Source organism: Dysgonomonas mossii DSM 22836, assembly GCF_000213575.1.
GTDB lineage: Bacteria > Bacteroidota > Bacteroidia > Bacteroidales > Dysgonomonadaceae > Dysgonomonas > Dysgonomonas mossii.
In genome coordinates, this window is the sequence record NZ_GL892007.1 from 65,588 (window position 1) to 92,025 (window position 26,438).

A 26,438-nucleotide genomic window follows, 5' to 3' on the forward strand; every position below is an offset into this window, starting at 1 on the left:
CTACAATATAACAACTATATACCAGCACAAAAGGTAACAAATAAAAAAGAGATGAAAGCTGTTACTTTTGTCACCTTTTGACTAAGAAGAATTTTGATGATGAAAAAATATATATTAATTATTGCTTTGGCAGTAGCTGTACCGGGCGTATCTGACTGTCAGGTTGTATTCGATCTGAAAAGATGTATCGAAGTCGGATTGCAAAAGAATTATGATATTCGCATTATGCGCAATAATCAGGAAATCTCTGACAACAATCTCACTGTAGGAAATGCAGGATACCTTCCGTCTGTAGATCTCACAACGGGCTATTCGGGTTCGGTAAACAATACAACACAGAATTTGGCAAATGGAGAGAAAAATAAGAATAGCGACATCCACAATCAATTATTGAATGCAGGCGTCAACCTGAATTGGACAGTTTTTGATGGTTTCAATATCCAAACAAACCACCAACGCCTAAAGGAGTTACAAAGGATGGGAGAACTGAATACCCGTCTAACGATAGAGAACTTCGTATCAGGATTAACCTCGGAATATTATAATTACATCCAGCAGAATATCCGATTAAAAAACTTAAAATCAGCCGTTAAGTTATCCAAGGAAAGATTACGAATTGTTGAGGCCAGATACGAAATCGGAGCAGGCTCTCGGCTCGATCTTCAGCAAGCAAAAGTAGACTTCAACAGTGACAGCTCTCGGTTGATTAAACAATATGAAGTACTATACACATCTCGCATATCACTTAACCAAATGATGGCTGCTGACAATATCGAGCAGCTCATTGTTACTACCGACTCTATTATTGAATTCAATCAGTTTATAAATAAAGATGATATTTGGCAAAAAACGCTATCTTCGAATACTTTCCTTTTGTTATCAAATAAAAATAAGAATCTTAGTTTGCTTGATTTAAAAACAGCTCAGAGTGAGAACTATCCGTATTTGAAACTTAATGCAGGCTATGGTTATACAAAAAACATTTACAATACGGGGACTATAGATAATCAAAACAATTTGGGCTTAACCTATGGATTAACTCTAGGGTTCAACCTATTTGATGGCTTCAATAGAAAAAGAAAACAAAAGAATGCCCTTATAGAAGTTGAAAACAAAGAACTCCAGTACGAGCAAACTATACTCTCTCTAAAAGCCGATTTTTCGAATATGTGGATGGCTTATAGAAATAACATAGATCTGACGAATCTTGAAAAAGAAAATGTAGAGACAGCAAAAGAAAACCATGAAATAGCTATCGAACGCTACAAACTGGGAGATCTATCAGGTATAGAACTACGAGAAGCACAAAACAGTCTATTAGAGGCCGAAGAAAGACTTGTTCAGGCTGAATATAATACAAAATTATGTGAGATATCGCTTATGCAAATTAGTGGGCAAGTAATTTCATATTCGGAATAAATATAATGAGCATTGTCGCATTCTGTTGTCAGTTTTGTAAAATAAATATAGGTATTTCTTTTATACCCAAATTTGAGAATTGCTAGTGGTATCTATATTATTCTGATCAAACTGTTCAAATTCTGAATTATTGCTAATAAATTCCGGTACAAGGACTTTCATCTGTCGTACGAGTTTGTATTTATCATTTGTCTGGGCGACTAAAATTAACTGCTCTATTTGAGGTAAGATATCCTGAAAATGGTATTCTCTTACTTTGGCCATCATAATCTTTTTGTGCGAAGTCTGTTCTGTTATTTCAGAGTCATTCAATAACTCCTCATACAGTTTCTCTCCGGGCCTTAATCCTGAAAATTGAATTTCAATATCTCTTTCAGGAACTAGACCTGCCAATTCTATCATTTTCTTTGCCAGGTCATATATTCTCACCGGTTGTCCCATATCAAAGACATAAATATAGCCGGACTTACCTATGACAGAAGCTTCCAAAACGAGACGACATGCCTCTGGAATTGTCATAAAATAACGGGTTATTTCAGGGTCAGTTACCGTTATCGGCCCTCCTTTTTCTATTTGCTTCCTAAATAACGGAATAACAGAACCATTACTACCTAATACGTTACCAAAGCGAGTAGTTACAAACTTAGTGTGAGATTTATTTTTCTTCATATCGGTTGCACAAGACTGAACATATATCTCTGCAATACGTTTAGTAGCCCCCATAATATTGGTAGGATTTACAGCCTTATCTGTTGAGACCATAATAAACATCTCAACATCATATTTAATAGCCAAATCAACTAATATCTTTGTACCTAATACGTTTGTAATTATAGCTTCACAGGGATATCTTTCCATCATTGGTACATGCTTATAAGCAGCCGCATGGTAAACGATATTAGGTTTATATTTATCGAACACAAAGTTGATAATTGTATGGTTACGGACATCTCCGATAATGGTAGTAAAGTTCAAGCAGGGATACAGTTTCTTTAATTCAATATCCAAATCATTCAATGGCGTTTCAGCCTGATCGAGACAAATAATAGAAGCTGGAGAAAATTGAGCTAATTGCTTGACTATTTCACTTCCGATTGAACCTGCAGCACCTGTCACCAAAATATTTTTCCCTTGAACATTTTCAGCTATTACATTCAAGCTGATATTTATTTCGGGACGACCAAGCAAATCTTCAATCTGAACGGGACGAATACTCCGACTAATATCTGACAGTTGAGATAAACTGTCTATATTCATTTGTTTACTTATATAGATACGAATATTTAAGCTTAATATTTTTTCAACATAATTAGCTTCAGTCTTTAGTTCATCTTCTTTGGTAAACAATACATCTTTTATCTTGTATTTTAAAAAATCTTCAGGCTTCTGAATAGTAAGAACTGGTACGTCTGTCAGTTTCTTTAATTTTGAGTCAGGATCAGTTGTAAGAAAACCGATAATCCTGAACCTATTGTTTCCGGTACTCAACAGCTGTGCAAGGACAATGTTATCTTCATTTAATCCCCACACAAATACAGGTATAGAAGGGTTGTTACCAAACCGTCGAGTTAATGTCTGATAAGTATAAACGACAATTATGCGAAACCCGTACAAACCAACCAATGAAACTAAAAAGAGAGTACTACAATATGCAACAGCAACGCTTCCGGATGGACCTATAACTTTATATAATGTAAGAAATATAAGTATATCAGCAAATAACAAGGATGTAAGTATCTTTTGAAATTCATGAATTGTAGAATAACGAACAATTCCTTTATATGTTTTGAATATTCTAAAACATAATGCATTAAACAATAGGGTTATAGCCAGATATTCAAAGAATACAGGATGATATACTATATGAATATTTTTGTATATCTGAAGTGTTAGGATATATGATATGATAGTCGCAAAAGTGACTATTGCCAAATCTATGAACAAGACGAACCACCTGCTTAGCAGACGATTCTCTAAGAATCTCTTATATATTTTTCGTGTAGTGTTGTTTATCATGAGTTATTTTACATATTACTTGATTATCCAAAAGTTTTTGTCGTATCTAAAATCGTCATCTTTAACCATACTTAAAGGAAGTGTTGAGAAGGATAGAAGCTTTGATCCTACGGTTAATGATTTTATAGCATTTGCATATCCTAAAGGGATACATAGTATTTTACTGTCAGTTTCATCTAAAATCATACTTTCCACGATTAAAGAAGAAGAAGGTTTTTCCCAATTATCTATTTTTACATATGATACCTGAAATGCACCTTTAATACAATAGAAATACTTTGTATCTAGTTTATGCCCCTGCCATGCTCTTAATTCGTTTTCCTCTGAATTTTCAATAATATAGAAGCGAACAATATTATCAAAAGAAAAGTCATTAACAAAAGATATAATTCCTCTATTATCTTTATGATTACTCCCTTGTATTATGAATGGTGGCATTTTATTAAAATAAATTTAGTTGAATAAATTGAAATTAAAGTAATAATTATAATTATAGATACAATATTTATATATTGATTCGCATACACGTATGTATATATTATAACTAAGGATGTAAAAGTCTGAACAATTGCATATGCCATAGATACTAAACGATGGTCTAATTTTTGCTCATTACTCAATATCTGATAATAATGTATACGATGAGGTTTAAAGATATTCTGTTTTAGATATAACCTATGTAAGATAGTACAAATAGAGTCAACCCCATACACAGATAAAAACATAACCCATACTATACTACTCGTTCTGCAAATCAGAATAATTAATATATATACAATCCAAAAAGCAAGAGTAATACTGCCTATATCTCCAGCAAAACATTTTGCCTTTTTTCTATAATTAAAAAAGAGAAAAATAGAACATGCTATAATAGGAAAAATAAGTAAGTCATTGTTAACAAAAGTAATTACACAATTATTCGTATATAAAAATGAAGCAAAAACAACACATGAGTATAGTCCTGTTATTCCATTTATCCCATCCATAAAATTATATGCATTTATAATGCCTATAGAAATAATGAATGCAATTAAAATAATCCACCAAGGATAAATAGAAAAAATATTTAAATCATAAAAAATAACACCAACCGAGAATAATTGAACAAATGCTCTAACTCTACTAGGTAAAGTTCTAATATCATCAATAAAACTCACAAAACCAATAAGAGTGATACCTATAAAAAAATTAAGAGATGAATCTATATTTAGCAGAAAATAGAATAATGCTACAAACCATACTATAATTCCACCACCTCTCATTGTAAGCTCCTTATGAGAACTTCTTTCATTAGGTCTATCTACAATATTATATTTATCGGCCACTTTAAAGTAAATCAGGATAAATATAGTAGATAATATATAACAAGCAAGATATATCATGGTTCAGTTTGAATGCAGATTAAAAGACTTAATTGTTTTTAGAATCCCCGCTGATGTGGATATCGGTAATTGTTTTATATCTAAAGATTCTTTTAGTTTAGAATTGTCTACAATATAAGTTTCCGTTAATTTATTTAATCTAAAACTGTTTAGAGGTAAATGTAAAACATCTCCGACTTTCACACAGAATTTTATCAGTCCTAGAGGTATATTCCATATCTTAGCTTTTTTATCTAATGCTTCACAAATAAGTAATATTAATTCATTGGTCGATATAGGATTGTCATCTGAAATATTATAAATGCCAGATGGGACTGTTGGTAACATGAATATAATTTTATCTATGATATAACACAGATTACCTATTGAAGTAAAAGATCGTTTATTGTCAAACTTGCCCAGAGGATAAGGAAATCCCTTATTTATGACATTATACAACAAATTTAAATTACCTTTATTCCCAGGCCCATGTATCATACAAGGACGAAATATATATACTCTTTTATCTCCCCACTCTTTTGATTGAATATATTCCTCTGCTTTTATCTTGCTTTCTCCGTATGGTCCTACTGGTTTAGGCACAACATCCTCTGTAAGTTTTTCACCCTCAACAAAATCTGCTGCAGCTTTAACAGAACTAAAAAAAATAAATGATCTAGAATCCGATACTATAAATTTATCAAATATTTTTTGTGTCAACCCTGTATTCACTGAAAAGTAGGATTGGGTTTCTGCTTTATTTTTTGTATCATGAGCTTTTCCTGCAAGATGAATTATTGTATCAATATCATTAAATGGAATTTTGTCCAATTGACTCCAAGTATAAAATCTACTATACAAGCCTTCTTGCACTTCGGCAACATCTAAAGCCCATAGTTCATACTTATCTTTTAGAGATAAAGCTAGATTGGTCCCGACAAACCCATATGCGCCTGTTATTAATATTTTTTTCATGATTCTAAATCTTTATAAATCCGGAGATGTTCACGAATAACAAAATCTATAGAAAAGTTTTTCTCTGCTAAAATTCTCCCATTGAGACCCATCCTTATTCTCTTTTCAGGATCATTAATGAGATCTTCCATTTTTTCAGATAGAGTATCAATATTTTTTGCCGGAACTAAGTATCCATTATATCCTTCAATAACACATTCTCGACAACCTTCTACATTTGTTGTTACAATTGGTCGCCCAACAGCGCAAGCTTCGATTAAAGACTTAGGTAGGCCTTCTCTATAAGACGGTAGTACTACAATGTCTGAATTTTTTATAACTGAAAATATATCTTTTTTAAATCCAATCCATTTCAAAAATGGAATATCAATTTCTCTTTTAATATCTTCTTCCTTAATACCCGATAAGTTTATAGTATCACAGTCTCCAACTAACACAAATTCGGCTTTATCCACAACCTTATCCTTAATCTTTTTGGCAGCTTGAATGAATTCGATAATTCCTTTATCATATAACATTCTTGCCGGAAGAATTACTTGTACTTTTTCTTTCACTATGGGTTTTTCATAAGTAAATTTATTTAAATCAACACCAGAGCCTTTTATTAAGTGAATTTGATTTTCTGATACAAAATTAAATTTCATAAACTGATTTGTATCATCGGGATTTTGAAATATAAAATGAAATTTTTTGCTTTTAAAAGCCATATTCATCATCGTTCTAATAATTCTCTGTTTGATACCCGTTCTCTCATCCGTAAAATTATAACCGAACCCACTTATTGCATTTACTACTCTTTTTATTCCAGATAACTTTGCAGCCAAACATCCCAACAAACTAGCTTTAAGAGTAACGTGATGAATAATATCAGGCTTTTCTGACTTGTATATTTTATATAAGATCTTTATACATCTAAATTCATGTAAAGGATTTGCTCCGGAGCGCTCAAACTCAACATTTATAAACCTTAGTCCTAGGGCCTCTATCTCTTCTCTCTTTCCTGTATCTTTAGAAACAATAGTTACTCTATAGTCTTTTTCTTTTGCAGCTAAGGCTATGGGTAGTCGATGAGACAAGAAGAACCAATCAACGTTTACGACTATAAAAAGAGCTTTATTCATAAACTAAGCTATTAAATAAATTGTTCAAACTTCAATTAGAAACTTTATAATCTAATAAATTTTCATTCTACACAAAACAACTTTATTGATATTATTTTACAGTATAAATCAGAAATAATTAATTGGATTGTAGCTTAATTATTTATTTCGTTAAACAAAAGAATTTACTCACTCCAAACAACACGTTTAATATAATCGGTATACGACAAAATTATACGAACCACTTTGTCACTAACGTTAGGCATACTGTAATCAGATACAGGACGGAAATTGCGTATTTCACCAACATTCTGGGACTCCAACTGAATCAACCCCTGATATACACGTTCCGGATTCAATCCAACCATCATTACCGATGCTTCCTCCATTGCTTCTGGCCGCTCATGAGCTTCCCGAATATTCAGAGCTTTAAAATTTAGTATTGAAGATTCCTCACTGATAGTACCACTATCGGAAAGAACGGCATACGAATTAATTTGTAAAGCTAAATAATCACTCAAGCCCATAGGTTTCATCAATTTTACATTTTGATGAAATTCTATTCCATGCTTTTCTATCATCTTACGTGTACGGGGATGAGTTGAAACAACAATAGGCATATTGTATTTTTCGGCTATAGAGTTAAGGATTTCCACCAAATTGAAGAACTTCTCTTCAGATGCAATATTCTCTTCCCTATGAGCTGATACAACAAAATAATTATTCTTTTTTAGATCTAACTTTTCTAATATCTGAGACTTTTCAACCTTGGGCATATAGTCATTCAATACTTCAAACATCGGACTACCGGTCTTAATTATCCGGTCAGGACGTAACCCCTCAGCAAGTAAATACTCCCTTGCAATATCACTATATGTCAAATTAATATCAGCTGTATGATCAACAATTTTTCGGTTTGTTTCTTCCGGAACACGTTGATCAAAACAACGATTACCGGCTTCCATATGAAAGATCGGTATACGTCGTTTTTTTGCAGCAATCGCGCATAGGCAAGAGTTTGTATCACCTAGCACAAGAAATGCATCTGGCTTTACTTCTTCTAATACAGAATCAATATTTATAAGTATCAAACCAGCTGTTTCCGTAGCATTTTTACCTGCCGCATTGAGAAAATAATCTGGTTTACGAAGTTCTAAATCTTCAAAAAAGACTTCATTTAGCTCATAGTCGTAATTCTGACCTGTATGCACTAATATATGATCGATTGCATTTGACTGATCTAGTTTTTTCAAGACACAAGCAAGGCGAATAATTTCAGGTCGAGTTCCTACGACAGTCATCACTCTTAATTTTTTCATAATCACATTCATTTAAATTAAAAATTAAACTAAACTCTCAAGAAAAAAGTATCCGGATGTTCGCTATCAAAAATTTCATTCACCCACATCACTGTAACCATGTCCGATTCTCCCAAATTTTCAATATTATGTGTATATCCGACCGGAATATCCAATACCTCTAATTTGTCACCTGACACAAAATATTCTATCACTTCATCAGAGTCTATCTTACGAAAACGTATAACTCCCCTCCCACTTACAACCAAAAACTTTTCATTTTTAGTATGATGCCAATGATTTCCTTTTACAATACCCGGCTTGGATATATTTATAGAGACTTGTCCTCTGTCATTCGATTTCAAGAACTCAGTAAAAGACCCTCTATCATCAATATTCATTTTCAATGGGTAGCTAAATTTGTCTTTTGGGAGATAGCTTAAATATGTAGAATACAACTTTTTCTCAAACGGATTATTTAGATTAGGAACGTGTAAAGTCTGACGACTCTCCTTAAATTGATAAAGTAAATCTACAATTTCGCCTAATTTTATAGAATGAACAATATCTACTTGTTCTATTTTTTCAACTATATTTTTCTTCTTGTCACTATCACTCAATTTATCTATAAATGATTTAATAACATCATCAATATAAACCAAAGACATTTCTACATTTGGGTCATTTACTTGAACCGGCAAGTCATTGGCAATGTTATTGCAAAAGGTAGCTACAGCACTATTATAATTTGGTCTGCACCACTTACCGAAAACATTGGGTAGACGATATACATAAACAGGGACTTGATTTTGCAAACTGTAATTAAAAATCAAATCTTCACCGGCTTTTTTACTCTTTCCATAAGGATTGTCTAATAGTGCCTGTATAGAAGATGTAATCAGAATAGGAGCTTTGTTATTATTCTTTTTCAAAGAATCGAGCAATAGTGATGTAAAGCCGAAATTTCCAGCCATAAATTCTTCAGAATTTTCAGGTCTATTCACTCCTGCCAGATGAAACACAAACTCGGTCTCTCTTGCATATTTATCCAAAAGACTTTGATCTGTATCAATATCGAATTCAAATATTTCTGTGTAGTTTCTGTTGCGAAGTTCGGATACAAGGTTCTTACCAACAAAACCTCTCGATCCGGTAACTAATATCTTCATTTTTTTGTAATTTCATTAATTATATCCAACTTCTGTAAAAGCTTTTTCATTCCTTCGATGTCTAGTCTATCCGTATTGTGGGAATGATAATCTTCGATAGATGATATTTTCTGTTGTCCTTCCACAAAATACTTATCATAATTCAAATCTCTGTTATCGGCAGGAATTCTAAAATAATTTCCCATATCTTCAGATTTGGCCATCTCTTCTCGCGTAACCAACGTCTCATAAAGCTTCTCGCCATGACGCGTTCCTATAACTTTTATTTTAGAGTTCGATCCGGCTAATTCAATAATAGCTTGGGCTAATATACCAATTGTGGCAGCAGGAGCTTTTTGAACAAACAAATCTCCGTTTTGACCATGCTCGAATGCATAAAGAACCAGGTCTACAGCATCATCTAAAGTCATCATAAAACGGGTCATATTAGGGTCAGTCAACGTTAAATCATTACCCTCCTTAATCTGCTCAATAAACAAAGGAATAACAGACCCTCTACTAGCCATTACGTTTCCATAACGGGTGCACGAAATTATAGTATTTGTTCCTTCCAGTGTACGCGCTTTTGCTATAGCAACTTTTTCCATCATTGCTTTACTTATTCCCATAGCATTGATCGGATAGGCTGCTTTATCAGTAGATAAAACCACTACATTTTTTACGCCAAACTCAACTGCCGAATCCAGTACATTTTGTGTACCTAGTACATTTGTATTTACAGCTTCAATTGGAAAAAATTCGCATGAAGGAACCTGTTTTAATGCAGCTGCATGAAATATATAATCCACCCCACGCATAGCGTTATCTACACTACGTTTGTCTCGAACACTACCTATATAAAATTTAACTTTCGAATTACGTAACGCATGACGCATATCGTCCTGTTTCTTTTCATCACGAGAGAAAATGCGAATCTCTTTTATATCTGAATCTAGAAATCTTTTTAATACAGCATTTCCAAAGGATCCAGTACCTCCTGTTATAAGGAGTGTTTTATCTCTAAACAATGACATAATATTTTATTTTATTAATTTTAGCATATTTACAATTTTAGAGCACTGTTTTTCAGGACTTTTTTGCCTTATAATAAAATCCCGAGCTGTTCTCCCTTTCTCTTCCAACACATGTTTATCCGTATAGCAAATCGTTTTAATTGCTTCCGAAAGTGTTGCTACTGAATCATCTTCTAATGAGTAACAATAGTTGTAATACTCATCAGGAATACCCGGTAACTTATATAACAAAGTAGGAACACCCGAAGCCATATACTCCATCGTTTTAGATGGAAATGAATATTTTGTATATTCACCTTCGGCATTACGGGGATTCACTAATAAGGTGACTTTTTTCTGTAACTCTAAAACTTCTTTTCTTTTAAGTACACCTTTATACACTATACGAGGATTGTCTGCACTTGCCTCAATAATGTCTGCTTCACTATCTCCTCGCCCACAGATATATAAATATATATTCTCTTCTTTCAATAGTTTGAAAGCTTCTATTAAGTTCATTATGCCATATCTTTTTGCTAACGATCCTGTATATAAAACGATTTTATCATTTAGCTTCTCATGAACCTCAAAATCATCGTCATATGCATTAAATATACCCTCAACAACTGTATATGGCAAAGTGCCTATAGGTAACCTATCTTTCATATGTTCGCTCAACAAAACATAAGAATCTATATATTTATAAATTGACTCAAATTTTCGAATAGTTCTATCATGATGAATTTTATATAAAAATCCCTTAGGCACAATCATGCCGTCAATAAGATCTGGAACGATTTGACATATATGAAGATCTGGATATTGCGGTTTTATTTCTGAAAGAACTTCCAAGAATGGATCATTCAATGAATAAATAAACACTATTTTTTTACCTGTCGCTAATTTCACCCATTCTAAAACAGCTTTCCTAACTGCTTTTTTGATGAAAAAATGTTTGAAATATAATATATTGCAATAACCTACACTTTTCCCTTGATCTAAAGAACTGGATTTCACAAACATTTTTTTGTATCGAATGGGATATGCACCTACAAACGGCATATTTATGATATACATATCTGGATAAAATACGCTTAACCCTTTAATAAAAGATTTTTGCAATGCATCTGCCGCATTTTGGATATTACCCTTACTATTAAGAATGATATCATCTAATAATTTATCGGGAAACATCCCGCCTAGAAATAAAGTTTGCTCTTTCATAAATATTTCTGTTCTATTCAATTATGAACTCTTATATTTAATTTTAGATGTCTAATAATATATCCATAATTAAGCCCTAGAGCCAAATAAAGAATACAGTTATAGTAAGAATATATAATACAATTAAATAATAAGAGAACAATTAGGGATATGTAAGCAATAACATAAGAAGCATAGTTTTCAAGAAAAAGAGAACGATATTTATACCATTTAAAACAGTTTTTACCTAATAAAATAAGAGTAATAAAATAAGGAATAACTCCTAAAATTCCAAAATCATAGTATAATTCAATAATATCATTATGAGCAGGCATACCAAAATCTGCGCTAAAAGCATTAAAACCATGCCCATAAAGAAATGAAAAATTATTTTCATCGATAAATTTATTGTATACAAAGTTATATATATCGTTGCGTCCACTGCTTCCGGCATCACTAAATCGAGCTGAGACTAACTTTAATATATCAACATCAGCAGCATTTATATAGATAAAACAAATACCACAAAAAGCAGCTAACAATATTAGTACGTAAAATATGTTCTTACGTGATATATATATATATACATATATGACAGAAGAGAATAACATAGATAGGATAGCTGACCTTTTAAGAGATAATAGAGCACATAGACAAATGAGACTAAATAGAAAATATATAAGTTTTTTATTTCCCAATAAGAGAGTAAATGGAAGGAGGACAATTAAAGAGAAAATACCATCATTCGATATAAAAAAGATTTCACTTTTGTTATAAAAATATGTTTTTATATACATATATAATAATAGAGGTAAAACAACTATTAATAGAATCTTTATTTTCTTTTTAATTTCATAATCATAATATCCTAAACAAAATCCATAACGAAACATAAATATAAAAGTAGAGCAATAAATAATTTGCTTAACAATATCTTGTAACGAAGACGCAAAGAATACAATAATTGGAATAATCAATATTACATAAATGCACAAATATATGAATGGATAAATTCGTTCATTTATATTCCGCGTTACTGCTCCCATAATGGAGATCCCAAATAGTGCAGACAAATATATTCCGTAATCATAACTATAGATTTCTTTTAAACTTAACAATCCAAAGAGATTATCTATCGTAATATAAGATAAAACAGCTATAAATATAGACAGTAACGAAAAAATAATATTATTATACCAAAAGTCTTTCATTCTACACTTATAAACTTATTAGAAAACAATCGTCATTTTAACCAAATATTGCTAGAACTAAGCCTCTCAGTTGTAATGATTTTCTTAAATTGAATAGGCTCCCATATCGAATTAATTATGGTCCATATTGCCATAACTATAACAACTCCAATTACTCCCACTAACTTCCCCAAGAATACAGCCAACGGAACATGCATAAGACTCTGAATAAGAGTCACATAAAACTGCAATCTAATCTTCCCAACTCCATTTATAAACATTCGATATGTCGAATGCCTCATATAAAATGAGAAATATATTAAAGTACATATTAATAATAAGTAATTCGGTTGAATTTTGTCATTTAACCAGATTTTGTATATTATTGGTGAAGATATAACTATAATGACACCAACTACAATCAAAGCAATCAATATCTTATTTAGCATGCGAATTGTATTCCTTATCCAAACGATATCTTTTTTAATATAAGCTTCTGTTGATGCCGACCAAAATGGAGTTAATATAGCATTGTAGATAATAACTAGAACCCATAATAACTTGTAACTAATATTATATTCTGTTACCTCATTTAAACCACATATATGAGAGATTATAATATTATTAGATTGATAAAGTACTAAACCTGTTAATTGTATTACAAAAAATTTCAACCCTAAATTTATTATATCATAAGCATTTTTGAATGAAACATACTTAATTGAAGGCCTTATTTTTTTGTACGAAGTAGAGAAAAGATAAATAAAAATAAATAATACCGGAATAATAGGAGATATAGATAATCCGATCCCAATGTATAAAATTGAAGGTAATGTTATCTTGGTTATAATAAAAACAGAGATTAAAGATAATAGATTACCGATGGCTATCGCAATATAACTGGTACCTGGTCTTTGCTCTGATATTTGAAGAATTAGTGCTATATTTGCAACAAACCGGATACAAAAACATCCGACCATAAACAAAAGAATTACTTTTAGTTTACTCTCTAAATCTGATGGGGCACCTATTGCGCTCGAACAGTTAATATTCAGTATTAGAATTAATGAAAGAAAAAAAATTATTCCACTAATAACTAAAAGCATGTAAAATGTAGAACTAACGTACATTTTAATATTCTCCTCATTCCCTTTTACCTTTTCTTCTGCATACCTATTTCTTAATCCATGACCTAATCCTATATCAAAAAAAGTAAACCATGAAACAATTGTCGTTAAGATAATCCATATTCCGTATTCTTCAACTCCTAAATAGTTAAGGACAACCGAAACCAATAAGAAGTTAACTATTATATTTATAGCCTGACAAACCAATACTATTACAGTATTCTTTCTATAAAGTACGGTACGTTTATCTCCGTTGAATAATCTCTTTAGTAGATACATTTCTTTTATATAAAATGCTATATCTTATATTTTTTTGCTTTTTGAAAATATTCCATCAATAAAATAGTTAATAGATTCTTCATGATTTCTATAATCAAACGCCTTGGAGTTAAAAGCATTATCTTTCATGTTATTAATATGCTCTTTTGATAGAGTTAAAATATAACTCATCTTCTGTATCATCTTTTGCGTATCATCTATGTCGACAAAATAGCCATTTTCTCCTTCTAATAGATAATCCTTTATATCACTTGTGTTGGTTGTAATAACGGGAGTTCCACAGCTAATACTTTCCGAAAATTTAGTTGGGAAACCAGCTGTAGTTCCTTTATTTATATCTCTAAAAAAAATACTGAAATCAGCTTCTGCTATTTTCTTCATAGCCAGATCGTGAGAAACAGAGCCATTAAATGCTATTTTACCTTCTAGTTTATCAAGCAGTTGACGGTGGCTACTCATTACTGATAAATATTGTTCTCTAGTCAATCCATATATATTAAACTCAAAATCAGAACCTACTTCTGATAGTTCGTATAGACATTCTATTACTTTATCGAGCCTGTCTTTAAAATCTTTAGGCGATACTTTCTTCCCATTCAAAGCGAATGGCATACCAACATATACTAATGAAGCCTTGGGTTGAGTATTATCATACCTTTCGAATCTGTTACAATCTGTCAGAGGTGGAATGATCACTGTTTTACATCCTTTCTGAGAATAATAGTTATTCAGATATTTGCTTACGCATATAACTCCGTCTACATGAGAATTTATATATGCCTTCTGATATACAGTATCTATATATTTTATAATTCTGTAAGGGATACTACCCACTGATGCCGACAACCAATCAACAGCATCGGTAAGTAATATTATATTATTTTCTTTACACCATCGTCTTAACAATGCACAAAAAAGAGAGATGGTGGGAGCACCATACATCACAACAATTTTAAGATTGTCAACTTGCTCCAAAAAACATTTAACTTTCCTAAATTGTGTTTTATAAGATAACCATCCTTTTATTCCATTGGGATAGGGAATGCTATAACCTTCAAAGTCATCATAAATGATTCGCGTCTTTTTTAGGCTGTCGGTATTCTTTGTATTTTTATCTAATCCAATAAAAGTAGTCTTATAACCAAGTAACCTAAATAAGCGCCCATTAGATACAACACGATGTGCTGCTGCATTACCATCCGGATATAAAAAATTACCTATATATACTATTTCTCCTTTTTTATCCATCTGATTCATTTATATTTATTAAACATCTTATTATAAATAGATGCATTACGCCTCCCTCTCAAATATGCCTCTATAAAATTTCTGTTTAATCGTTTGATAAACCAACTAAAATCGTGTTTTATATTATTATTTAGCAGGTATTCTCCAAGCTTTTCTTTTCTTAAGTTTTGATACTCGTCTTTGGATAGATAAAGAGTCTCGCAATATGTTTCAAATAGAGGGTTACCCTTTATGGATATTCTTCCGTCCTCCTCAAAAATATGGATAAGGCTAAGATCTTCTATTTTATTATCATTTATCTCTAGAGATAGTATAAACGAAGTTCGATTATTATCATCCATTTTATTTTTTAAGCCTTTTATGCTTGTAGACAAGACTTCATCAAAAACAAAATTTCCTAAACTATATGAAATTATTGAATCATTAATCTTTTCTACACCTTGAGCTACATGCGGATGGTGTCCATATAATATGAATTTATGCTTTTCTGCTAAGCTCCTTGCGAATTGAATATGTTCATATGCAGGATAATTGACATTTTCAATTCCCCAATGGAAACTTAAAACACTTAAATATCCGTTTTTTTCATTCGCTTTTAATCTGTTTTCAACACTCTCAATATTTATTGGAGTTATATATGGCGATTTACTTTCTTCTTTATAACGAGTTCCATTTGCCGAATAGCAGCAGTAACCGTTAAAAGCTATTTTATTGTTTTCAAATTCAAGGATAAGCTCTTTATCGTCTACACCAAAATATTCTATATTATTTTTATCTAGCAAGTTGATTGTATCTTCGAAGCCCGCAACACCATAATCAAAAATATGATTATTCGAAAGGTTTACAATTTTTATATTCAGATAGTTTAATAAGTCTACGCTTAAGGAAGATGTCTTAAGATGAATCGCCTTATAAGAGTCTGCGGCAGAAATATCAGTAATAGGAGACTCTAGGTTTGCAACTACGTAATCAAATGTATTTAAAAATCCAGCAATCTCTTTCAAATTTTCATATACATGTGAGTTTTGTTGCAAATCAAATCTTCCGACAAAAGCGATATCCCCTAAGAAAGCCATTTTCATATTATTCAACTTCAATTAGATGCTTCAATATTTCTTCGGGGGCATTCAGTGGTTCATCATGCCATTCTCCACTTCTATCCCAATAGCCCCCAGCCTGTAATAATGTTGTATGTGAAAAGCCATAACTCATTTCTATAATCTTCCCTATATTATCTCTGTCGTCAATAACATAATCATATCCCATACATTGAAATTTCAATCTATCAGAAACACTAAATGCAGAATCAATTATGTCTTTTGTTACTAAAGATCTATCAAAATAAAACGAGCCGCTGCCTGATGCACGAAATTCTCCTTCTCTAATATTTCTAGCTATAAAACTTAATTTATCGCCGATAACAACAATTTTTAAATCAAAGCCTGCATTGGGAATAAATTCTTGTAAATATACATACCCTTGTTGCCGTGGCAATCGCCTCGCCTTTGAGAAAGATTCGATGAAGTCGGGTATCCTTTTTATTCTAGCTTTGATAGTTGCCCAACTTTTTGCTGATTTAAGTTGTGAGCTTCCCTTGTATAAGATACTAGGTGTTGAGACTAGTCCTTTTCCAAATATTTTTTTGCCATAATCATATGCATCGGTTCTGTTTTTCAAGAGCTTGACATTATTAGAGCCGGAACCACATCTTAACTTTGCTACTATTGGAAATTTAGAATCATTATCAAGCCATGTTACAAAGTCTTTTAATGTATAAAACATATAAGCTTTAGGTATAGGAGCTTGAATCGAATCCAACAAATATGTCTCTGCTATTTTATCATCAAAATGCCAAGCAGTAGGAACATCCGGAAACACTTTTAAACCCATATTCTCTGCACTCATTAAGATACTTCTAGCAAAAAGCATATCTTGCAATGAATAATGACTAAAATGCCATACCAGACAATCGTAATTTTTAAGTGTTTCAAGAATATCATACTTATAACAGTCTACAATGCTATAATCAATATTATTTGCTTCGCAATAATTTATCCAAGCAAAATGCCATGAGGTACTATGCTTAAAAATTGATTCATTATAATGAATTGCAACACGAACTTTTCTATTTTTCATATATAGTTTATACCACTATTTAATCCTGATATTATTCCATTGTTGTTTAATAAAGATCTAATATTAACTGTATCAAATTCTTTATGACTCACCGCCAACACTACAGCATCGAATTTGCCGTTAGGTAGTTTGGTTTCTATATCTAATCCATATTCATGCTCTACTTCTTCCGGATTAGCCCAAGGATCATAGATTGTTACATTCGTATTATATTCTTTTAGTTCACGAATAACATCTACAACCTTTGTATTACGAACGTCGGGACAATTTTCCTTAAATGTAATTCCTAGGACTAGTATATTAGAACCCTTTATTTGTATACCTTGTTTGATCATTTTCTTAACAACCTCACTAGCAACATACTCGCCCATACTATCATTCAGGCGACGACCAGCAAGTATTATCTCGGGATGATAGCCGTATTCCTGCGCTTTTTGAGCCAAATAATATGGGTCTACACCGATGCAGTGACCTCCAACCAGCCCGGGTTTAAATGGAAGGAAATTCCATTTCGTTCCGGCAGCTTGTAATACTGCATTAGTATCAATATTCATTCTATCGAATATTTTCTTTAACTCATTTACAAATGCAATATTTATATCCCGTTGCGAGTTTTCAATAACTTTTGCCGCTTCTGCCACTTTTATTGATGGAGCTAAATGCGTTCCTGCTTTAATAACTGAGGAATAAAGGGCATTCACTTTTTCTCCAACTTCAGGTGTAGAGCCGGATGTTACTTTCTTAATTTTCTCGACAGTATGCTCTTTATCTCCCGGATTTATTCTCTCAGGGGAATAACCGGCAAAAAAATCAACATTATATTTCAGCCCTGAAATCTTTTCTACAACAGGGATGCAATCCTCCTCTGTAGCTCCGGGGTAAACTGTTGACTCATATATAACGATATCTCCTTTATCGATAACCTTGCCGACTGTTTCACTGGCTTTATATAAAGGGGTCAAATCGGGTCTATTGTTTTTATCTACAGGTGTCGGAACAGTTATTATGTAATAATTACAGTCGCCAATGTCCTCTAAATTGCAAGAACAAAATAACCCAATATTGTCACTATTCTCGTTTTTCAAAACAGACTGTAAAATATCCGCTTCTACTTCTAAGGTATGATCAACACCAGACATTAATTCCTTAATGCGTGCCTGATTAATATCAAAACCGACTACCGGATATTTTGTGGCAAAAAGCCTAGCTAAAGGTAAGCCTACATACCCTAGGCCAATAATTGCTATTTTTATTTTGTTCATTTGTGTTATTTTAAATTACTCCAATACCATTTTACAGCCTCTTTCAATCCTTCTTTCATACTATATTTCGGATTGTAATCTAACAAAGCTTTTGCTTTATCTATGCTTGCTAATGAGTGAGGTATGTCACCAACTCTATTTGGGCCATGTATAATATCCACATTTGCAATCAGAGAATCATACTCACTCAGATATTCTTTTAGATATTCTACCAATTGATTTAGAGTTGTTCGTTCTCCAAAAGCTGTATTATATACTGTATTTAATGCTGCGGAATTAGATGTCGTCAAAGCCAGTAAGTTCATCTGTATTACATTCTTTACATAAGTGAAATCCCTTGAATACTCACCGTCACCATTGATTACGAGCGATTCGTGATTGATTAACTTCTTAACGAATAAGGGTATAACGGCAGCATATGCCCCATTGGGATCCTGACGCTTTCCAAACACGTTAAAATATCTGAGACCAATACATTCTATTCCGTATGTACGAGAAAACACATCAGCATAAAGCTCATTAACATACTTAGTTATTGCGTATGGAGATAACGGTTTCCCGATAACATCTTCTACTTTGGGCAATGAGGCAGAATCTCCGTATGTGGAAGAGCTCGCAGCGTAAACGAACCGTTTAACGCCAACCTCTTTCGCTGCGAACAGCATATTCAAGAAGCCCGAAACATTCACTTCGTTACTAGTAATCGGGTCTTTTATAGAACGGGGAACAGAGCCTAAAGCCGCTTCATGAAGAATGTAATCAACGCCTTGTATTGCATTTAAACAATCATCATAATTGCGAATATCCCCTACTATTAACCGGAAGTTTTTTTTATCAAAGAATGGAAGTATATTTTCCATTTTCCCTGTAGAAAAATTATCAAAACAGATAACCTCACAGTTGTACTTTAATAACTCTTCGCAAAGGTTAGAACCTATAAAGCCGGCTCCTCCGGTAATAAGAATTCTTGAATTATCTAGTTTTTGATTTTGAGTCATATCCATATTCTTTTCCATATCCGTATCTGTAACTACTATCTAAATATGAATCATTGAGCACCAAATACATATTTATTAATTTACCTTCACCTTTTTGCATATTCATGAAGTCTACAGCAGCTCTAGGTGTTACATTTTCTCTAACAATGTACAACGTAACATCAACATACTCATCAATTAGATATGTATCCGAGACTAATCCTACCGGAGCAGTATCAAATATTACAAAATCAAACTCTTCTCTTGCTTGGAGCATAAACTCTTTTAAGCGTGGTTCCATCAACAATTCATTCGGATTAGGCGGGATAGTTCCGGCCACCATCACCTTCAAGTTATCATTTAGTCCTGAATCATTAACATAGTTTCGCCAAGAATCATCGCTGACGAGGTAATCACTCAAACCTTTATTTCTTGGTATTTGAATATAATTTCTGAGTTTCGGATTTCGTATATCCCCTCCAACTATTAAAACTTTTTTACCCGATAATGCAAAGCTCATAGACAAGTTGACACTTATAAAAGTTTTTCCTTCACCGGAAGCTGTAGAAGTCACTAATATTGTTTGATTTACCTTATGCTTTAATATAAAGTTTAAGTTATTTCTTAATGAGCGGAACATTTCAGCTATGCCTGAGCTTTGATTTGACCTGATTACTACCTGATCTTTAATATCATTCCTCCCTATTTGTCCGATAATAGGAACTTCCGATAACCCTTCAAGTTCGCTCCTACTTCTGATCTGAACTTTGAATAGGTTGATTAGATATATGATTACAATCGGACATAAAAATCCGAGTATTAGTACCGAAAGGAGAATAATATTAGACTTAGGGGCTATCGGAAGAATATCTTCTTGCGGAGAAACTATTATACGTGCCTTATTCGCCGTTGAAGCAATAGACAAATTAGTCTCTTCACGCTTTTGCATCAGAAATAAAAACAAATTCTCTTTAATCCGTTGCTCCCTTACTTTTTCTATGAGTCCTCTTTCCTGTTGAGGGACTGACAATACTCTGGATTTTGTAGATGATGATTGCTTCAATAAATCTTGTTTCGATATATTATATGTCTGCTTGACATTTTTTAGAGAGTTGGATATGCTACTACGCATATTATTTATATCATCAGTTAGTCTTATACGTGTAGGATTCTCTTCACCTAGTCCTTTTAACTGAACTTCTGAAACAAGTAGCTTATTGTTATACTCATTTATTATCTGGGCTAAACCTAGATCAGCAATTCCAATGTTAGGTATCACAGAAAATTTATTTGCAGGATTTTGTACAAAACGCTCTATCAAAGATATTACATTGAGTTGGGTTTCTACCTCCAGTAATTTTTGTTCATTTTGCCCCGTTTGTTGTACAAATAGCTGTGCTTCTGTACTCAGATCTGTTATTTGATTCTTTTGTTTAAAATCAACAACATTCTCTTCAGCATCTCCTAGTTCTACAGATATTTCTTTCAATCGATCATTGATAAAGATTGCAGTATTGTACGCAATTTCATTCTTTATGTTTACATTCATCTCATTATACTGCTTAACAAGTTCTCTAAGAACAGCTGCACCCTTGGCTGTATTATTGCCAATCAATCCGATATTAAGGACAGAAGATGTTTTACTCGTTGGCGAAACAGACAATGAGCTATTTAGAGCAGAAACAGTAGAATATATATCATTTATCTGAACATAGTACTTTTCATGTTCAACTATTTTTTTACCTGTCAATTCAATCTTTATAGCAGCATCTTCTAACTTTATTTCATTCGGAAGAGATTCAGATTTCTCATTTATCTTTTTCTCTTCTGATGCAAAGAGGTCTTCATATATCCCGCTTATTTCATATCCGGTTCCATTTTTCTGTATATAGAATTGAATATTTCCTATTCCTTTTTTATCGGCAGGCTCTAAAGTGACATGGAAGGGTGTTTGATTGTATAGCTCAACCTTTCTAAGTCTCTGATTAATATAATATACAGTTTGCAAATTCAATGTATCTACAACAGAGCGCATCAAATCCGGAGAAGATAAAATTGCAACTTCATTTTCTATATTGTTTGTTGTAGAAAGTAAACCTAGAGCTTCTAAATCAAACTCTGCGGCTGCATTTCCTTTACCTGTTCCTTTATCCTCGTTCAATAATATAGAAAGTGAAGATTTATACTGTTTTTGGGTAACAAGAATAATTGTAACGCCAATAATTAGAAATACAGTTATGGATAGAATAAACCATTTCCAATAGCGTAAATAATCAAATATAATATCGGTTACAGAAGTAGAAGCACTTGTATCTTTCCAGTTTTTATTGGTTTCCATTTAATTTAGCGGGTTATGATAGCAATTACTGAAATTACGATTGATAATGCGGATAAACTAATCGATTCAAAGGTTCCAAATCGAGAATTATTTCCTTTTGCTTTATTAGTTTCAACATATAACTTGTCATTTTGTTGTAAATAAAAGAGATCTTTATTAAGCACTAAGTTCTTATCTTGCATATCAATTCTATGCATTGCAATCTCTCCATTTTCTTGTATTCTTAGCAACAACACATTATCTCTACGCCCATATATTGTCATATCTCCGGCTGCGGCTAAAGCATCTAAAATTGTCATTTGACCATTGGGTGTAGTATATACCCCAGGTCTGGCTACTTCGCCGAGAACAGATACTCCAAAATTTATAAATCGAACATTTACAATCGGTTTTTCAGCAATATAGCGTGGATAAATTAAAGATACAATATAATCTTGGGCCTCTTTAGACGTCATTCCTCCAATACTTAATTGTCCTAATATTGGAAAGTTTATTTTTCCATCTTTATCTACCAAATAGTTTTGTAAACTGCCTGCAGCACTAGAATATGTTGCTGTTGTTTGTATTACAGAACTCAAATTAGCAGGTACTATCGGTAGGTTGAAATCTGTTGCAGCACCAGGTATATTAGAATTGACAGTAATGGTAATTATATCATGGGGCATAATTTGGGCTTCATGAATAGCAGCTGCACTTGATAAAACTTCAGGTGAAATTGTTTCTGCGTTCTTTAAATAGGGCAACTGTTTATAGCCCGTACATGAACCTAAAAAAACAATACAGAAAGAAACTATTAATGAGCGAAGAATTTTGAGCAAACTCTTTTTTTGTTTCATTGTGTTAAAATAAATAATGTTTTATAAAAGATATTTCCTGCCAAAGATAATTTATTTTTTATCTTTTTTGACTAAAGAAAAAAAATAAGTTTTTAAGATATAGTATCAATATTAAATATACGAAAGGGAGCGGAAACTAAAAAAAGCAGGTATCTGAATGAAAAAAATCTTGTAAGTCTTATGCTATCTAGGATTTAAGAGTTCGCGGATTAACAAAGAAGTGCTGTAAAATTTCCCAATAAAGAAAATAATTCGTTTACACATCTTATCAAATTAACCTTTATTTACGTAATTTTAACAATGCAAGCATTCCTATGTATAATGAAAAGTTTTAGAGTCAAACCATGAGAAAAACAACATTTATTCACTTTAATCACTCACTCTTAACCCCTTAGTCTAGCAAACCTCTAATAATGGTTTCCATTTTTTCGATAGCGTTATCCCAACTAAAACGGAGCACATATTCATGTCCTCTTTTAGCCAAGCCTATACGATACTCATTATCCTTTATTAAATAGCAAATTTTATCAGCCATACTTTTCGCATCACCCGTTTCTACCAGCAATGCCGTTTCTCCTTCAACCGCATATTCTTTATGCCCTTCTATATTGGTGCATATAAGAGCACATCCACAAAACATAGACTCTACAGAGACCAAGCCAAACCCCTCAGTAAAACTATTGGATATAAATATAGAGTTACGATTATATATTGCACACAAATCATCCGGATCTCTATGATAATGAATCCAGTCGGGCAAATCTTCAGGTGAGGGATAAATGCCGAATAAATCAACCTTTAGCTCCGGAATTTGCTCTTTTGCAATATGTAATGCCTCCAATCCGTACTTCGAACCTTTTATTTCTTGAACGGAATACATCATAGCAACTGTTGCAATCTCTCTATTCTCTATTCTTTCCTTAATGTAATAGACATTGTTGTCAACTCCATTTTCAATCAATTCTATTCTGTTGTCGGTATGCTTAGCTACTATTTTTCTTAAATAAGAAGCAACAACGATATTAACTGTATCTTTCAAATTGTACGAAGAGTAGAGTAAATCTTCATGCCCTTCCCAATTTTCATAACCTTGTATAAGATTGATTTTTTTGCCTTTTTGAGGAGATAATGTTCCCATATCTAACACAGTAGACCACCAAGTAGCAATAACAATATCAGCATCAACGACATACTTATCCTTTACTTCTTTTACATAAGACATCGTAATATCCGAATCAAATTCGAACCATTTATTTCTATCAAAACGTTCTATTTTAGATAAAAGATTGCGTACGAAGCATGGTAAGCGGTACTTCATATACTTTGTTTTAATAGGAAATGTTAGATGAACTTGATAGCCCATATAAGCCAACCGATTTGCATATTCGTACATAACCCGAAACCCACCAGCCGGACGACGAGGCTTGAATGGTAGTATAAAATTGATCTTTATATTGTTCCTCATTTCTTCATTTTTTCTTTACAAATATAATGAGTTTACCAATTCTTTTATCATTATAAAACTCTTATTTAGAAACTCGAAAAACAAGACAACCGACATATAATTAAACTTTAAATAAATTTTATCAAGTATTTATTTAATATTATTAAATTAAATATTATGTTTGTAAAAAAAATACACTAATATGTTACCATGTAATTGTCCAAGTTGTAAAACACAATTAAAAGTGAAAAGCCTTGTTTGTGAAAATTGTGCCACAGAAGTACACGGTCTCTATGCACTCCCCATACTAGCCCGTCTGTCTGTAGAAGAACAAGACTTTATTCTCAAATTTGTAAAAAATAGTGGAAGTTTAAAAGAGATGGCTAAAGATTTAAAATTGAGCTACCCTACCGTGAGAAATTTATTAGACGATATAATTGATAAACTAAAAGAATATGAAAAGTAAATCTTCTGTGGCAAGTTGGTTATTTAAGCCCTTTCAATACATTGCCGGCACAAAAGCTCTTATACTAGGACTGATTGTAATGCTATTGCTATCTGTTTTGGGGTATTTGGGAAATACTCATTTCAATGGAGTGATTGGTATGCAATATGCGCCACCAAATCAGCCTCAATATTATGCAGTGCACATAGCTTATCAGATTATCACCTTCATTTCTATGACTGTGATTTTCTATATTGCGGCTCGCATTGTGTCGAAATCTTCTGTCCGTATTATTGATATTGCAGGCACAATGTCTTTATCTCAAGCACCCCATATCTTGTTTGCGCTAGTAGGCTTAATACCTGCTGTTCATTTAGATTTTGGAAACATAAATGCAGCAAATACAAATGAAATAGTTTCTATACTGAAAGATAATATTGGAATATTAGTTACAGTCTCTCTAATATCTATTGTAATATTAGCTTGGTCCATTGTTCTTAAATACAATGCTTATTCCGTTTCGGGTAATATAAAAGGAGTTATTGGAGGAATCTCTTTTACAGCAGCTCTTATCATATCCGAAACATTAATTAAAGTACTTATTTTTATCACCATACCTTATTTACACTAAAAACAGACCACTATGAATTGTAAAAAACTATCACTCTTTTTACTGTTACTCTTATCTCTAAATATATCCGCACAATTAATCGTTAGTGAAGAGCCGATTGTATTGAAAACAAAAACAGGCGATATATTCGGGTCTTTAAAAGCTCCGAATAGTAAAACGCCTGTACCAATCGCAATTATTATAGCAGGATCAGGGCCAACAGATCGTAATGGGAATAGTCAACTTACTCAAAACGATGCATACAAAATGTTGTCTGACGAATTATTCTACAGTGGAATAGCTACACTTTGTTTTGACAAAAGAGGTATCGCTGCCAGCAAATCATCAATGAAAGAGGAATCGGATATCCGATTTGAGAATTATATTGAAGATGTAAAAGGCTGGATAAATTTATTGTCGAACGATAAGCGGTTTTCTAACATAATAATTATAGGGCATAGCGAAGGTTCGTTGATTGGAATGATTGCCGCAGAAAACAACCCAAAAGTCACAAAATACATTTCTATAGCAGGGATGGGGGTACCTTTTGATGTGATACTAAAAGAGCAATTAGAAAAGCAATTGGCGGGACAGCCCCAAGCTACAAAAGATCTGATATTTTCTTATTTGGACAAATTGCAACAAGGTGAAACTATCTCGAATATTCCTCCGACCCTCAATGCACTGTTTCGCCCAAGCGTACAGCCATATATGATATCGGTAATGAAATACAATCCTCAGGAAGAGATCGCAAAACTTACCATTCCAACCTTAATTATACAGGGAACAACAGATATACAGGTACCTATAGAACATGCAAATCTCTTGTCAGTAGCCAATCCTAAAGCACAAAAGGTTATTATAGAGAATATGAACCATGTACTGAAAGACTGTAAAAGTAGCGACATGGCAGAACAAATGCCAACATACAGCAACAAAAGCATTCTGCTAAACAAAGAAGTTGGAAAAGTTATAATAAACTTTATCAAAAATTAGAAAGCGAAATAGAGGAA

At 32.6% G+C, this 26,438-nt stretch carries 23 protein-coding genes; 4 read left to right on the forward strand and 19 right to left on the reverse strand.

The features are described from left to right. Window positions 1-99: 99 nt before the first annotated feature. Window positions 100-1,419: a TolC family protein gene (locus tag HMPREF9456_RS10410; RefSeq protein WP_026177096.1), complete on the forward strand. Its 1,320-nt coding sequence runs from the start codon at window positions 100-102 to the stop codon at window positions 1,417-1,419. A gap of 60 nt (window positions 1,420-1,479) precedes the next feature. On the opposite strand, the gene HMPREF9456_RS10415 is transcribed toward HMPREF9456_RS10410, so the two are convergent. From HMPREF9456_RS10415 to HMPREF9456_RS10505, 19 genes are all read right to left on the reverse strand, one after another. After that, window positions 1,480-3,435, reverse strand: coding sequence for a polysaccharide biosynthesis protein (locus HMPREF9456_RS10415; RefSeq protein WP_006843488.1), 1,956 nt, complete (start codon window positions 3,433-3,435; stop codon window positions 1,480-1,482). Between the two features lie 15 nt (window positions 3,436-3,450). After that, on the reverse strand, window positions 3,451-3,873 hold the full coding sequence (locus HMPREF9456_RS10420; RefSeq protein WP_006843489.1) for a cupin domain-containing protein: 423 nt from the start codon (window positions 3,871-3,873) through the stop codon (window positions 3,451-3,453). After that, on the reverse strand, window positions 3,858-4,817 hold the full coding sequence (locus tag HMPREF9456_RS10425) for an MraY family glycosyltransferase (RefSeq protein ID WP_006843490.1): 960 nt from the start codon (window positions 4,815-4,817) through the stop codon (window positions 3,858-3,860). The genes HMPREF9456_RS10420 and HMPREF9456_RS10425 overlap by 16 nt, the downstream gene beginning before the upstream one ends. Before the next feature lie 3 nt (window positions 4,818-4,820). Further along, window positions 4,821-5,771 carry an NAD-dependent epimerase/dehydratase family protein gene (locus tag HMPREF9456_RS10430; protein ID WP_006843491.1) on the reverse strand — a complete coding sequence of 317 codons (951 nt, stop codon included), beginning with the start codon at window positions 5,769-5,771 and terminating at the stop codon, window positions 4,821-4,823. Next, on the reverse strand, window positions 5,768-6,892 hold the full coding sequence (locus HMPREF9456_RS10435; RefSeq protein WP_006843492.1) for a glycosyltransferase family 4 protein: 1,125 nt from the start codon (window positions 6,890-6,892) through the stop codon (window positions 5,768-5,770). Before HMPREF9456_RS10435 ends, HMPREF9456_RS10430 begins: the two co-directional genes overlap by 4 nt. A 164-nt stretch (window positions 6,893-7,056) precedes the next feature. Beyond that, complete coding sequence (gene wecB, locus HMPREF9456_RS10440; RefSeq protein ID WP_006843493.1) at window positions 7,057-8,190, reverse strand: non-hydrolyzing UDP-N-acetylglucosamine 2-epimerase; 1,134 nt, start codon at window positions 8,188-8,190, stop codon at window positions 7,057-7,059. A 29-nt stretch (window positions 8,191-8,219) separates the two neighbouring features. Beyond that, a complete protein-coding gene (locus HMPREF9456_RS10445) occupies window positions 8,220-9,338 on the reverse strand; it encodes a capsular polysaccharide biosynthesis protein CapF (protein WP_006843494.1) in 1,119 nt (372 codons plus the stop codon). Then, the gene (locus HMPREF9456_RS10450) at window positions 9,335-10,351 is read right to left on the reverse strand and encodes a nucleoside-diphosphate sugar epimerase/dehydratase (RefSeq protein ID WP_006843495.1); all 1,017 of its coding nucleotides are present in this window, start codon (window positions 10,349-10,351) and stop codon (window positions 9,335-9,337) included. The genes HMPREF9456_RS10445 and HMPREF9456_RS10450 overlap by 4 nt, the downstream gene beginning before the upstream one ends. A 6-nt stretch (window positions 10,352-10,357) precedes the next feature. Beyond that, window positions 10,358-11,554, reverse strand: coding sequence for a glycosyltransferase (locus tag HMPREF9456_RS10455; protein ID WP_006843496.1), 1,197 nt, complete (start codon window positions 11,552-11,554; stop codon window positions 10,358-10,360). A gap of 17 nt (window positions 11,555-11,571) precedes the next feature. Continuing rightward, window positions 11,572-12,744: an O-antigen ligase family protein gene (locus HMPREF9456_RS10460; protein ID WP_006843497.1), complete on the reverse strand. Its 1,173-nt coding sequence runs from the start codon at window positions 12,742-12,744 to the stop codon at window positions 11,572-11,574. 32 nt (window positions 12,745-12,776) lie between these two features. After that, on the reverse strand, window positions 12,777-14,129 hold the full coding sequence (locus tag HMPREF9456_RS10465) for a lipopolysaccharide biosynthesis protein (RefSeq protein ID WP_006843498.1): 1,353 nt from the start codon (window positions 14,127-14,129) through the stop codon (window positions 12,777-12,779). Between the two features lie 24 nt (window positions 14,130-14,153). Then, on the reverse strand, window positions 14,154-15,377 hold the full coding sequence (locus tag HMPREF9456_RS10470; RefSeq protein ID WP_245531015.1) for a glycosyltransferase family 4 protein: 1,224 nt from the start codon (window positions 15,375-15,377) through the stop codon (window positions 14,154-14,156). 5 nt (window positions 15,378-15,382) lie between these two features. Then, window positions 15,383-16,459 (reverse strand): CapA family protein, encoded by a 1,077-nt coding sequence (locus tag HMPREF9456_RS10475; RefSeq protein ID WP_018074981.1) that lies wholly within the window; start codon window positions 16,457-16,459, stop codon window positions 15,383-15,385. Window position 16,460: 1 nt separating this feature from the next. After that, entirely contained in the window at window positions 16,461-17,513 is a 1,053-nt protein-coding gene (locus HMPREF9456_RS10480) for an ATP-grasp domain-containing protein (protein WP_006843501.1), read from the reverse strand. Beyond that, on the reverse strand, window positions 17,510-18,775 hold the full coding sequence (locus HMPREF9456_RS10485; RefSeq protein WP_006843502.1) for a nucleotide sugar dehydrogenase: 1,266 nt from the start codon (window positions 18,773-18,775) through the stop codon (window positions 17,510-17,512). Before HMPREF9456_RS10485 ends, HMPREF9456_RS10480 begins: the two co-directional genes overlap by 4 nt. A gap of 5 nt (window positions 18,776-18,780) precedes the next feature. Continuing rightward, entirely contained in the window at window positions 18,781-19,791 is a 1,011-nt protein-coding gene (locus HMPREF9456_RS10490) for an SDR family oxidoreductase (RefSeq protein ID WP_018074982.1), read from the reverse strand. Continuing rightward, window positions 19,748-22,090, reverse strand: coding sequence for a GumC family protein (locus tag HMPREF9456_RS10495; RefSeq protein WP_006843504.1), 2,343 nt, complete (start codon window positions 22,088-22,090; stop codon window positions 19,748-19,750). The genes HMPREF9456_RS10490 and HMPREF9456_RS10495 overlap by 44 nt, the downstream gene beginning before the upstream one ends. Before the next feature lie 5 nt (window positions 22,091-22,095). Next, on the reverse strand, window positions 22,096-22,926 hold the full coding sequence (locus HMPREF9456_RS10500) for a polysaccharide biosynthesis/export family protein (protein ID WP_006843505.1): 831 nt from the start codon (window positions 22,924-22,926) through the stop codon (window positions 22,096-22,098). 391 nt (window positions 22,927-23,317) lie between these two features. Further along, window positions 23,318-24,391, reverse strand: a complete 1,074-nt coding sequence (locus tag HMPREF9456_RS10505; protein ID WP_006843506.1) for a glycosyltransferase family 4 protein — start codon at window positions 24,389-24,391, stop codon at window positions 23,318-23,320. Between the two features lie 181 nt (window positions 24,392-24,572). On the opposite strand from HMPREF9456_RS10505, the gene HMPREF9456_RS10510 reads away from it, so the two are divergent. Genes HMPREF9456_RS10510 through HMPREF9456_RS10520 form a run of 3 tightly spaced genes read left to right on the forward strand, consistent with a single transcriptional unit; the run spans window position 24,573 to window position 26,421 of the window. Continuing rightward, a complete protein-coding gene (locus HMPREF9456_RS10510; RefSeq protein WP_006843507.1) occupies window positions 24,573-24,836 on the forward strand; it encodes a DUF2089 family protein in 264 nt (87 codons plus the stop codon). Continuing rightward, window positions 24,826-25,446 (forward strand): hypothetical protein, encoded by a 621-nt coding sequence (locus HMPREF9456_RS10515; RefSeq protein ID WP_006843508.1) that lies wholly within the window; start codon window positions 24,826-24,828, stop codon window positions 25,444-25,446. The genes HMPREF9456_RS10510 and HMPREF9456_RS10515 overlap by 11 nt, the downstream gene beginning before the upstream one ends. Before the next feature lie 12 nt (window positions 25,447-25,458). Continuing rightward, the gene (locus tag HMPREF9456_RS10520; protein WP_006843509.1) at window positions 25,459-26,421 is read left to right on the forward strand and encodes an alpha/beta hydrolase; all 963 of its coding nucleotides are present in this window, start codon (window positions 25,459-25,461) and stop codon (window positions 26,419-26,421) included. The last annotated feature ends 17 nt before the right edge of the window (window positions 26,422-26,438 follow it).